The 11,574-nt window shown below is 66.6% G+C and carries 13 protein-coding genes; 5 read left to right on the forward strand and 8 right to left on the reverse strand.

The window, feature by feature from the left end; translation table 11 throughout:
* Positions 1-118 precede the first annotated feature (118 nt).
* From FHR95_RS07045 to radC, 8 genes are all read right to left on the reverse strand, one after another.
* Positions 119-1,144 carry a tryptophan--tRNA ligase gene (locus tag FHR95_RS07045; protein ID WP_183313880.1) on the reverse strand — a complete coding sequence of 342 codons (1,026 nt, stop codon included), beginning with the start codon at positions 1,142-1,144 and terminating at the stop codon, positions 119-121.
* A gap of 145 nt (positions 1,145-1,289) precedes the next feature.
* Positions 1,290-2,405: an alanine dehydrogenase gene (gene ald, locus FHR95_RS07050; protein WP_040184998.1), complete on the reverse strand. Its 1,116-nt coding sequence runs from the start codon at positions 2,403-2,405 to the stop codon at positions 1,290-1,292.
* 219 nt (positions 2,406-2,624) lie between these two features.
* Positions 2,625-2,945 (reverse strand): putative signal transducing protein, encoded by a 321-nt coding sequence (locus FHR95_RS07055; RefSeq protein WP_183313881.1) that lies wholly within the window; start codon positions 2,943-2,945, stop codon positions 2,625-2,627.
* Positions 2,946-2,951: 6 nt separating this feature from the next.
* Positions 2,952-4,148: a class I SAM-dependent rRNA methyltransferase gene (locus FHR95_RS07060; RefSeq protein WP_183313882.1), complete on the reverse strand. Its 1,197-nt coding sequence runs from the start codon at positions 4,146-4,148 to the stop codon at positions 2,952-2,954.
* Between the two features lie 52 nt (positions 4,149-4,200).
* The gene (gene mutM / locus FHR95_RS07065) at positions 4,201-5,025 is read right to left on the reverse strand and encodes a bifunctional DNA-formamidopyrimidine glycosylase/DNA-(apurinic or apyrimidinic site) lyase (protein ID WP_183313883.1); all 825 of its coding nucleotides are present in this window, start codon (positions 5,023-5,025) and stop codon (positions 4,201-4,203) included.
* Positions 5,026-5,118: 93 nt separating this feature from the next.
* A complete protein-coding gene (gene rpmG / locus FHR95_RS07070) occupies positions 5,119-5,274 on the reverse strand; it encodes a 50S ribosomal protein L33 (RefSeq protein ID WP_040184991.1) in 156 nt (51 codons plus the stop codon).
* A gap of 26 nt (positions 5,275-5,300) precedes the next feature.
* Positions 5,301-5,537 (reverse strand): 50S ribosomal protein L28, encoded by a 237-nt coding sequence (gene rpmB / locus FHR95_RS07075; protein ID WP_040184989.1) that lies wholly within the window; start codon positions 5,535-5,537, stop codon positions 5,301-5,303.
* A 299-nt stretch (positions 5,538-5,836) separates the two neighbouring features.
* A complete protein-coding gene (radC, locus tag FHR95_RS07080) occupies positions 5,837-6,511 on the reverse strand; it encodes a RadC family protein (protein ID WP_183313884.1) in 675 nt (224 codons plus the stop codon).
* 115 nt (positions 6,512-6,626) lie between these two features.
* On the opposite strand from radC, the gene coaBC reads away from it, so the two are divergent.
* The 5 genes from coaBC to slmA are packed head-to-tail and all read left to right on the forward strand — an operon-like array spanning position 6,627 to position 11,465.
* Positions 6,627-7,916 carry a bifunctional phosphopantothenoylcysteine decarboxylase/phosphopantothenate--cysteine ligase CoaBC gene (gene coaBC / locus FHR95_RS07085; protein ID WP_183313885.1) on the forward strand — a complete coding sequence of 430 codons (1,290 nt, stop codon included), beginning with the start codon at positions 6,627-6,629 and terminating at the stop codon, positions 7,914-7,916.
* Positions 7,917-7,937: 21 nt separating this feature from the next.
* Positions 7,938-8,405, forward strand: coding sequence for a dUTP diphosphatase (gene dut, locus FHR95_RS07090; protein ID WP_040184981.1), 468 nt, complete (start codon positions 7,938-7,940; stop codon positions 8,403-8,405).
* A gap of 49 nt (positions 8,406-8,454) precedes the next feature.
* Complete coding sequence (locus FHR95_RS07095) at positions 8,455-9,852, forward strand: phosphomannomutase/phosphoglucomutase (protein WP_183313886.1); 1,398 nt, start codon at positions 8,455-8,457, stop codon at positions 9,850-9,852.
* A 40-nt stretch (positions 9,853-9,892) separates the two neighbouring features.
* On the forward strand, positions 9,893-10,810 hold the full coding sequence (gene argB, locus FHR95_RS07100) for an acetylglutamate kinase (protein ID WP_183313887.1): 918 nt from the start codon (positions 9,893-9,895) through the stop codon (positions 10,808-10,810).
* 43 nt (positions 10,811-10,853) lie between these two features.
* Positions 10,854-11,465, forward strand: a complete 612-nt coding sequence (gene slmA / locus FHR95_RS07105; protein ID WP_040184973.1) for a nucleoid occlusion factor SlmA — start codon at positions 10,854-10,856, stop codon at positions 11,463-11,465.
* Positions 11,466-11,574: the final 109 nt, after the last annotated feature.

Below are 11,574 nucleotides of genomic sequence, written 5' to 3' on the forward strand. Positions count from 1 at the left end.
AAGATTCGAACGTAAAAGTATTTAAAACAAACGATTAATAATCAAAAAGAATAACAATCGCCTCGCCAACCACAACGGCCACCCGAAGGTGCCCACCGCAGTATCTTGCGGATGCGAATCAGACGAAACGCCCGAGGCCGGCCGCCTGGCGCAGGCGGTCCATGAAAGGCGCCGCCTCGGCACGGGCCCGCTCGGCGCCCTTGATCAGCACCTGCTCGATATGGCCGGGGTCCTCCATCAGCGCCTGGTAGCGCTCGCGGGGTTCGCGCAGCTGCTCGTTGAGGAGCTCGAAGACGCGGTTCTTGGCCTCGCCCCAGCCGATGCCATTGGCGTATTCGTTGCGCATCGCCTCGGTCTCGTCGGCCGTGGCGAAGGCGGAATAGATCTGGAAGAGCGTGCAGGTCGACGGATCCTTGGGCTCGCCGGGCTCCAGCGAGTTGGTCTTGATCTTGCGCACCAGCTTCTGCAGCTTCTTCTCGGAGACGAACAGCGGGATGGTGTTGTTGTAACTCTTGGACATCTTGCGACCATCCAGGCCGCCCAGCACCTCCACGCGCTCATCCACCACGGCATCGGGGAGGGTGAAGTACTGCCCCTTGTAGAGGTGGTTGAAGCGACCGGCGATATCGCGGGCCATCTCGATGTGCTGGATCTGGTCGCGTCCCACCGGCACCTTGTTGGCGTTGAACATCAGGATATCGGCAGCCATCAGCACCGGGTAGCCGAACAGCCCCATGGTGATGCCCTTGTCCGGGTCCTGGTTGCCGGCGGCCTCGTTCTCGGCCACCGCCGCCTTGTAGGCATGGGCACGGTTCATCAGCCCCTTGGCACAGACACAGGAGAGCAGCCAGGTGAGCTCGGGGATCTCGGGCACATCCGACTGGCGATAGAAGATGGCGTTGTCGGTATCCAGGCCCAGCGCCAGCCAGGTGGCCGCGATCTCCAGGCGCGAATCCTGCACCCGGCGCGGATCCTGACACTTGATCAGCGCATGCAGGTCGGCGAGAAAGTAGTACGACTGGACGTTGGGGTCCTGGCTCGCGGCGATGGCGGGCTTGATCGCCCCCACGTAGTTGCCCAGATGGGGGGTGCCGGTGGTGGTGATGCCGGTGAGAACGCGGGTCTTCTCGGAAGCTGCACTCATGGGGAAAGCGGACTCTACTGTGCGGAAATGGCCGCTATGGTAACGCGAGGCCCCGGTCAAGGCGACCGGGGCCGTTGGTTTCGCTCAACCCTATGAACGCTTCGTGCGGCTCGACCGGGGCAGGTCGAAAACCCAGCGCCGTGCTTTATTTCAGCAGCTTGGCGGGTTCGACATACTCCAGACCAAAGGCCTCGGCCACCGCCTTATAGGTTACCTGGCCCTCATGGACGTTGAGGCCGGCGGCGAAGTGAGCGTCGTCGGCCAGGGCCTGCTTCCAGCCCTTGTCGGCCAGCGCCGTGACGAAGGGCATGGTGGCGTTGGTCAGCGCCTGGGTGGAGGTGCGCGCCACGGCGCCGGGCATGTTGGCCACGCAGTAGTGCACGACCCCGTCGACGATGTAGGTCGGGTCGGTATGGGTGGTGGCCCGGCTGGTCTCGAAGCAGCCGCCCTGGTCGATCGCCACGTCCACCAGCACGCTGCCGGGCTTCATCTCGGCCAGCATCTCGCGGGTGATCAGCTTGGGCGCGGCGGCGCCCGGGATCAGCACGGCCCCCACGATCAGGTCGCACTCGCGCACCGCTTCGTCGATGGCATCCGCGGTGGAGAAGACTGTCTTCATGCGGCCCTGGTAGCGGTCGTCCAGGGTCTCGAGACGCGGTATCGACTTGTCGAGCACCGTGACCTCGGCGCCGAGGCCCAGCGCCATGCGGGCGGCATTCTCGCCCACCACGCCGCCGCCAATCACGGCCACCTTGGCCGGCGCCACCCCGGGCACCCCAGGCAGCAGCACACCGGAGCCGCCCTGGGCCTTCTCCAAACTGTGGGCACCGGCCTGGATGGCCATGCGCCCAGCCACGGTGCTCATCGGCGCCAGCAGCGGCAGGCCACCCTGGCGGTCGGTGACGGTCTCGTAGGCGATGCAGGTGGCGCCGCTCTCCATCAGGCCGCGGGTCAACGACGCTTCGGCGGCCAGGTGCAGGTAGGTGAAGAGCGTCTGACCGGTCTTGAGGCGCGCGACCTCCTCGGCCTGCGGCTCCTTGACCTTGAGGATCAGCTCGGCAGCGTCCCAGACCTTGGCCACGTCGGCCTCGAGGCGGGCGCCGGCGGCCTCATAGGCGGCATCCGCAAAGCCGGCACCCTCGCCGGCCCCGGCCTGGACGGTGACCGTGTGGCCACGGCCGACCAGCTCCCGAGCGCCGGTGGGCGTCAGGGCGACACGATATTCGTGATTCTTGATTTCCTTGGGCACGGCGATCTGCATGGTGTTCTCCTGGGCTGTTATTGGGTGGCTTTCCTGCCCATTACAGCACAGGCAGTCCATAAACGAAGAGCCCACGAGAAAGAACGAAAAATATTGTCAACGATGGACTTATTTGCCAGAAATCCTTCTTTCAGGAAACGGCCGGGCAGAAAACCCTGCCAGGACGTCCCGAGGCAGCGGGCCGGTCGGCGTGCAGAAACCGTCAGGCGTCGATCCGTCTCAGGCCTCTCGGCGGGTGCCACAGTTCCAGCAGGTATCGAAAACGCCGTCGAGGGGCTCTCCACACCCGGGGCAGGTCCAGCTGGCGCGGTCACTGGTCCCTTCCAGGGACTGGCGAATCAGCGCCTCGGCTCGCGCGAGGTTGTGGGGCGCCACCCACACCTCTGGCTCACACTCGCCCAGCGGCAACTCGCCAGCGCCTCCGGCCAGGGTCAGGTTATGCAGCTCCGCGGGGATCCCGGCGGCGGTCAGCACGTTGTGCACGTGACTGACCAGCAGCGCGTTGGAATGGGCGAAGGCGCGAACGTAACCGGGAAGCATCGCGCCCTAGTCCCGAAAGACGCGCACGCCCAGCGCCTTGAGGTAGGAGGTCTCGGGAATCGCCGGATGAACGGGGTGATCGGGGCCCTGATGCCCCTGGAAGAGGATCTGGCCCTGGCGGTCCTGGTGGCGCACCGCCCCGCGCACCACGTCCACCAGGCGCTCAGGGGCCAGGTGCATGGAACAGGAGGCGGAGAGCAGCAGGCCGTCGCGCCCCAGCAGGCGCATCGCCTCGCGGTTCAGCTTGCCATAGGCACGCTCGCCGTTGGGGATGTCCTTGCGCTTGCGGATGAAGGCGGGCGGGTCGAGGATTACCATGTCGAACTCCTCACCCTCCGCCTTGAGGGCGGCGAGGACCTCGAAGGCATCGCCCTCGCCCACCGCCACCTGCTCGTGCACCCCGTTCAAGGCGGCGTTCTCGGCGACCCGCTCGAGTGCCGCGCCGGAGGCATCCACGCACAGCACCTCGCGAGCGCCATTGGCCGCGGCCTGAACGCCCCAGCCACCCACATAGCTGAACAGGTCCAGTACTCGCTTGCCGGCCACCAGGCCATTGAGCCAGGCCCGATTGACGCGATGATCGTAGAACCAGCCGGTCTTCTGGCCATCGAGCACCGGCGCCACGAACTGCACGCCGTTCTCCTCCAGCAGCACCGGGTCGGGAAGCGTGCCCTTGACGACCTCAACGCCGCCCTCGAGCCCCTCCTGACGACGTCCGCTGGTGTCGTTGCGGAAGACCACAGCAGCGGGCGAGAGCACCTTGTCCAGGGCATCCAGCAGCTCATCGGCAACGGCCTGCATGCCGGCGGTGTTGAGCTGCACGACCAGCACGTCACCGAAGCGGTCGATGACTAGCCCCGGCAGCAGGTCGCCTTCACCGTGCACCAGTCGATAGAAGGGCTTGTCGAAGAGGCGCTGGCGCAGCGCCAGTGCCTGGTTGAGGCGGTGCACCAGCAGTGAGCGGTCGAGCCCCTGGGCAGGGTCGCGGGAGACCATCCTCGCGCAGATCAGCGAGTGCGGATTGACATAGGCCACGCCCAAAGCCTTGCCATTGGCGGCCTCGACCACCACCTGGGTTCCGGCCTCACACGCCTTGATCGGCGTGGCCTGGATGTCGATCTCGTTGGAGTAGAGCCACAGGTGGCCGGCCTTGAGGCGACGGTCGGCGTTCTTCTTCAGGCGCAGTGAGGGAATGGCGGTCATGGCAGGATCTCGTAAAGGGGTGTGAGGGGGCGCCGACGAAGCCTCGCCGCCGTCAGGTCTGGCAATGGCCGCAGAACACGCTGGCCCGCTGGCCCAGAGTGATCAGGCGCAGCTCGGCGCCACAGCGGCGGCAGGGCTGACCGTCGCGCCCGTAGACATTGAGGCGCTGCTTGAAGTAGCCCGGCTCGCCGGTGCCGCCCACGAAGTCGCGCAGGGTAGTCCCCCCTTGGGTGATGGCGGCGGCCAGCACCTCGCGCACCGCCGCCGCCAGCCGCACGTAGCGTGCACGCGAGATGCGCCCAGCGGCCCGCCGTGGGTCGATGCCGGCCAGGAACAGCGCCTCGGCGGCATAAATGTTACCAACCCCCACGACCACGGCGTTATCCATGAGGAAGGGCTTCACCGCCAGGCGGCGGCCGCGAGAACGCGCGAAGAGGCGCTCTCCGCCGAAGGCTTCAGAGAGCGGCTCCGGGCCCAGACGCGCCAGTCGCGGGTCCTGCTCCGCGCTACCGGCCAGCCAGTCGACGAAGCCGAAGCGGCGCGGGTCGTGATAGCGCAGGATGGCACCGTCGTCGAGCACCAGGTCGAGATGGTCGTGCTTCTTCGGCAGCTCGCCCAGGCGGGCGATGCGCAGGCTGCCAGACATGCCCAGATGCCAGAGCAGCGTACCGGACGCCTCGCCCTCGAGCGGCAGCAGCAGATACTTCGCGCGCCGGGCCAGTTCGCAGATGCGCGCCCCGACCAGCCGCTCGACGAGATCCGCCGGCACCGGCACGCGCAAACGCGCCTGGCGAACGATCACCTCGGTGATCTCGCGACCCTCCACGTGAGGGGCGATACCACGGCGGGTGGTCTCGACTTCGGGCAACTCGGGCATGGGCTCGTCCGGCGGGGCAAAATACGCAAGAACCCGGCCATCGGACCGGGTTCAGGCTGACAGGCTTCTGCCTGCGGCGGAAGCGACCAAGACTTACTTGATCTTGCCTTCCTTGTACATCACGTGCTGACGGACGACCGGGTCGAACATCTTCTTTTCGAGCTTGTCCGGCGTGTTCCGCTTGTTCTTGTCGGTCGTGTAGAAGTGACCGGTACCGGCACTGGAAATCATTCTGATCTTGTCACGCATGACGAATCTCTCCCCTGGAAAATCGCTTAGACGGCTTCGCCGCGCTTGCGGATGTCGCCGAGCACCGCTTCGATGCCCTTCTTGTCGATGATGCGCATGCCCTTGGAGGAGACGCGCAGCTTGACGAAGCGCTTCTCGGACTCCACCCAGAAACGGTGGGAATGCAGGTTCGGCACGAAACGACGACGCGTCTTGCGCTGGGAGTGTGAAACGTTGTTACCAGTCACCGGGCGCTTGCCGGTAACCTGACATACTTTGGACATGAGAGCCTCCAACCGCTTGGCCAGGCGTTTATACCTGAGTGTTCAAAACCTGTCGGGCAAACCGGGACGACCCCGTTGTCATTTGACCCAAGGGAATTCAAAGGCTGCACTTTATACCAGAGACCGCCGCATTCGGCAAGCGACGCGGCGACAATCCGACGGGGCGTGGCATGGCCCGCAACGCACCTCGGAAGGCGTAGCGGACAACGATGACAGGCGGGTGGCCCTTACCAAGGGGCCCAGCGCAGCCGGTGGCGTATTGTAGCCGGCCAGGCGCGGTTTTCCTATCCATCCAGCCGTTACAGCCATCCCCGCTCCGCGAAGGAGACCACCTCCCCGTCGCCCACCACGAAGTGGTCCAGCACGCGCACCTCGAAGAGCGCGAGCGCCTCGCGAAGGCGGTCGGTGATGCGTCGGTCCGCATCGGAAGGCTCGGCCACGCCGGAGGGGTGATTGTGGGCGAAGATGATGGCGCCGGCGCCGAGTTCCAGGGCGCGACGAGCCACTTCACGAGGATAGACCGAGGCGCTGTCCAGGGTGCCGCGAAACAGCGACTCGTAGCGGATCACCCGATGCTGGCTGTCGAGGAACAGCGCGGCAAACTCCTCGTGGCCGAGATGGCGCAGCTGGGCGGCGAGGTAGGCGCGCACCAGCGAGGGGGAGGTCAGCGCGTCGCCACGGTTCAACTGGCTGGCGAGATGCCGCCGAGACAGCTCCAGGGTGGCCTGGAGCTGAACAAACTTGGCCATTCCCATGCCACGCTGGGCACAGAAGCGCGCCTGGTCGGCCTCGAGCAACTGGCGAAGCCCACCGAAGGCCGATAGCAGATCCCTGGCCAGGTCCACCGCCGAACGCCCCTCGACGCCGACACGCAGAAAGATCGCCAGCAGTTCGGCATCGGAGAGCGCCTCCACACCCAGCGCCAGCAGTTTCTCCCGGGGTCGCTCCCCCTCCGGCCAGTCCCGAATCGACATCCCTGCCTCCCTGCCCAACGCCCCTGACGTCACGTCAGTGTAGTCGGTCCGGCGGCTACGCAAGGTCGGGCACCGATGGTAAGGTAGGCAACCCGATTTCCGCTCGGATACCACCATGTCATCACTGCCCGGCCCCGGAAACACCGCCCGACGGAGCGCCTCCCGACGCATACTGCTTGGCATCAGCGCCGGCATCGCTGCCTACAAGAGCGCTCAAATCGTCCGCCTGCTCACCCAGGCCGGCTGTGACGTGCGCGTAGTGATGACGCAGGGCGCCCAGGCCTTCATCACTCCGCTGACCTTGCAGGCGCTTAGTGGAGAAGCGGTGCGCACCTCGCTGCTCGACCCCGAAGCCGAGGCTGGCATGGGGCATATCGAGCTGGCGCGCTGGGCCGATACCATCCTGATTGCGCCGGCCACGGCGGACCTGATGGCGCGCCTCGCCCAGGGCCTGGCGGATGATCTGCTGACCACTCTGTGCCTGGCGAGCGAGGCGGAGAAAGTGATGGCCCCCGCCATGAATCAGGCCATGTGGCGCCACAAGGCCACGCAGCGCAACGCCCACCGGCTTGCCGAGGACGGCTGGCAATTGCTGGGGCCGGACAGCGGTGACCAGGCCTGCGGTGACGTGGGGCCGGGGCGCATGCTCGAGCCCGAGACGATCGTGGCGGCGCTGCTTTCCACGGCACCCGATGCCGCGCCGGCCGAGGCGAATGCATCCGGGGAGGCCGACGGCCTGACCATCACCATCACCGCCGGCCCCACGCAGGAGCCGCTCGACCCGGTGCGCTACCTCTCCAATCACAGCTCCGGCAAGATGGGCTTCGCTCTGGCCGCCAGCGCTGCCGCGCTGGGCGCTCGGGTGCGGCTAATCAGCGGCCCGGTCGGCCTGCCGACGCCGGAGGGCGTCGAACGTACCGACGTCGAGACCGCCCAGGAGATGCACGAGGCCGCCCAGCGGCTGGCCATCGACAGCGATATCTTCATCGGCTGCGCCGCCGTGGCCGACTACCGTGCCGAGGCGGCCGCCGAGCACAAGATCAAGAAGGTCGAGGGCGAGGAGGGGCTCATCCTGCGCCTGGTGAAGAACCCCGACGTCATCGCCGGTGTCGCCGCCCTCCCCGAGTCACAGCGTCCGCTGGTGGTAGGTTTCGCCGCCGAGACGCGCGACCTCGAGGCCTATGCTCGGGACAAGCTGACCCGCAAGGGGCTCGACATGATCGTCGCCAACGACGTCTCCCGAGCCGGCCTCGGCTTCGGCAGCGACGACAACGCCGCCCTGCTGCTATGGCGGGAAGGCGACGGGGAAGGCAGCGAGAGCCTCGCCCCCCAGCCCAAGGCACAGCTTGCCCAGGCGGTGATGCGCCGCGCGCTCTCCTGCCTGGCGTTCCATCACGCCCCCTGATACCGATCCCGAGGACCCCAGATGCCCGTCCCTCCTGCTCGCCCGCGCCTCGCCGTCAAGCTGCTCGACGAGCGCTTGCGCGACTACCTGCCTCGATACGCCACCGACGGTTCTGCCGGCATGGACCTGCGTGCCCTGCTCGATGCCCCGCTGACCCTGGCACCCGGGCAGTGCGAGCTGGTGCGCACCGGGCTTGCCATCCACATTGCCGACCCGACCCTCGCCGGAATGATCCTGCCCCGCTCGGGACTGGGTCACAAGCACGGTATCGTGCTCGGCAACCTGGTCGGCCTGATCGATTCCGACTATCAGGGTGAGCTGATGATCTCCACATGGAACCGTGGCAAGGCGCCCTTCACCCTCGAGCCTTTCGAGAAGCTGGCGCAGTATGTGCTCGTTCCCGTCGTACAGGCCGACCTCGAGATCGTCGACACCTTCGACACCAGCCTGCGCGGTGCCGGGGGCTTCGGTAGCTCCGGCCGTCACTGACGGCCGGTGATGGACCCCGCGACGCGAGACTCCACACAGGAAAGATACCATGACCCAAGACGCCAGCCAGGCAGTCCCCGCCTCCATCTTCCGCGCCTACGACATTCGCGGCATCGTCGACGACACCCTGAGCGAGACGAGCGTCGCGCAGATCGGTCATGCCATCGGCAGCGAGGCCCAGTCGCGCGGCGAGTTCACCGTGGTCGTCGCCCGCGACGGTCGCCTCTCCGGCCCACGCCTGCTGGCCGCCCTGACGCGTGGCCTCATGACCTCGGGTTGCGACGTCATCGATATCGGCATGGTGCCCACCCCGGTGCTCTACTTCGCCACCCACGTGCTCGACGGCACGACCTCGGGCGTGATGGTCACCGGCAGCCACAACCCGCCGAACTACAACGGCTTCAAGATCGTGCTGGGCGGCGAGACGCTCTCCGGCGACGCCATCACCGCGCTGCATACGCGCCTGACGAACGGCGAACTCAGCGACGGCCAGGGCAGCATGCGTCAGGAGGACGTACGTGACGCCTATCTAGCCCGCATCCTCGGCGATGTCACGCTCGACCGTCCGCTCAAGGCGGTGGTCGATTGCGGCAACGGCGTCGCCGGCGAACTGGGCCCGGCACTGGTCGAGCGCCTCGGGGCCGAGACCCTACCGCTGTTCGCCGAGATCGACGGCACCTTCCCCAACCATCATCCGGATCCGGGCAAGCCCGAAAACCTCCAGGACCTGATTCGCACCGTGCAGGAGAGCGGGGCGGACATCGGCCTGGCCTTTGACGGCGACGGCGACCGACTCGGCGTGATCACGCCGAGCGGCAAGCTGATCTATCCCGACCATCTGCTGATGGCCTTCGCCGAGGACATGCTGTCGCGCAATCGCGACGCCCGGGTGATCTTCGATGTCAAGTGCACCGGCAATCTGACCCGGGTCATCGAGGAAGCCGGCGGCACACCGGAGATGTGGCGCACCGGGCATTCGCTGATCAAGGCGCGCATGAAGGAGACCGGCGCCCTGCTGGCCGGCGAGATGAGCGGTCACATCTTCTTCAAGGAGCGCTGGTACGGCTTCGACGACGGCCTGTACGCCGCCGCCCGCCTGCTGGAAATCCTCTCGAAGCAGGCCGACGATGCCGATAGCTTCTTCGCCCGCTACCCCCAGGACGTCGGCACCCCGGAGATCAACATCACGGTCACCGACGAGAGCAAGTTCGCGCTGGTGGAGCGGCTGGCCCGAGAGGGCGACTTCGGCGAGGACGGCGTCAAGACGACCCTGGATGGCATCCGCGTCGACTATCCGGACGGCTGGGGCCTGTGCCGCGCCTCCAACACCACGCCGGTGCTGGTGCTGCGCTTCGAGGGCAAGGACGACGCTGCCCTAGCCCGCATCCGCGGGCGCTTCGCCGACGCCCTCACCCAGGTGTCACCCGACCTCGAACTGCCCCTTTGAGGGGCAGTTCGCCGCATAGACAGGAGAGGGAACCCGATCGATGACTGAACACAACCGTGACCCACGCCTGGTGGTGGAGGTGCTCTCCGAGGCCCTGCCCTACATCCAGCGCTTCTCCGGCAAGACCGTGGTGGTGAAGTACGGCGGCAACGCCATGACCGAGGACACCCTGATCGACTCCTTCGCCCGCGACATGGTGCTGATGAAGGAGGTCGGCATCAATCCGGTGGTGGTGCATGGCGGGGGGCCGCAGATCGGTGAACTGCTGGAGAAGCTCAGCATCGAGTCGCGGTTCGTCAACGGCATGCGAGTGACCGACGCCGAGACCATGGACGTGGTGGAGATGGTACTGGGCGGCCTGGTCAACAAGGGGATCGTCAACCTGATCAACCAGAGCGGTGGCAAGGCCATCGGCCTGACCGGCAAGGACGGCGCGCAGATCCGCGCCCGCCAGCTCCAGGTGGAGCATCAGAGCCCGGAAATGACCGCGCCGGAGATCATCGACATCGGCCATGTGGGCGAGGTGGAGCATATTTCCACCGACCTCATCGAGATGCTCGCCGCGCGCGATTTCATCCCGGTGATCGCGCCCATCGGCGTGGATGCCAAGGGCCGCAGCTACAACATCAATGCCGACCTGGTGGCCGGCAAGGTGGCCGAGGCCCTGGATGCCGAGAAGCTGATGCTGCTGACCAACGTCGCCGGGCTGATGAACAGCGAGGGCGAGGTGCTCACCGGGCTGACCACCGCCCAGGTGGATGCCCTGATCGCCGACGGCACCATCCATGGCGGCATGCTGCCGAAGATCCGCTGTGCCCTGGACGCCGTGAAGGGGGGCGTCGCGAGCGCCCACATCATCGACGGTCGAGTGCCCCATGCCACCCTGCTGGAGATCTTCACCAATGCCGGGGTGGGCACCTTGATCACCGACATTCCCCAGGACCTGAACGCCGTCTGAGCCTGCCGGCCCCGATCCACTCGACCGACAAGAACACAACGACATGACGCAGGAAACACGTCCCCCCAATCGCCGCGAACAGATCCTGCAGGGCCTGGCGCTGATGCTGGAAGAGGATAGCGGCAAACGCATCACCGTGGCCGCCCTGGCACGCCAGGTCGGTGTCTCGGAGGCCGCGCTCTATCGCCACTTTCCCAGCAAGGCGCGCATGTTCGAGGGGCTGATCGCGTTCATCGAGGAGTCCCTCTTCGAGCGTATCGGCCGCATCCTCGATGAGGTGCCGGAGGCGGTGCCGCGCTGCGGCCAGATCCTCACCCTGGTGCTGGCCTTCGCCGAGAAGAACCCGGGCCTCTCGCGCCTGCTGGGTGGCGATGCCCTGACCGGCGAGACGTCACGACTTCGTCTTCGCATCCACCAGCTCTTCGAGCGTCTCGAGACCCAGCTCAAGCAGGTGCTGCGTGAAGCGGAGCTGCGCGAAGGGCGCCGCCCCGCGCTGCCCGTGCCGGCGGCTGCCAACCTGCTGCTGGCCCATCTGGAGGGGCAGATCTCGCGCTACGTGCGCAGCGACTTCCGCCACCGCCCCACCGAGCACTGGGACGACCAGTGGGCGCTGTTCTCGGCACAGCTGCTTCGGGAGAGCCCGCAGACGGCGTAGCGCGCCGAGCAAGGGCTCAAGGAGAACGTAAAAAGCCCCGCCGGCGGTCGCCGACGGGGCCCTCTCGTCACTGTCTACTTTCCGCTTGCTACCTCGAGGCTAGGCGCCT

Source organism: Halomonas fontilapidosi, assembly GCF_014192285.1.
Classification (GTDB): Bacteria; Pseudomonadota; Gammaproteobacteria; order Pseudomonadales; family Halomonadaceae; genus Halomonas; species Halomonas fontilapidosi.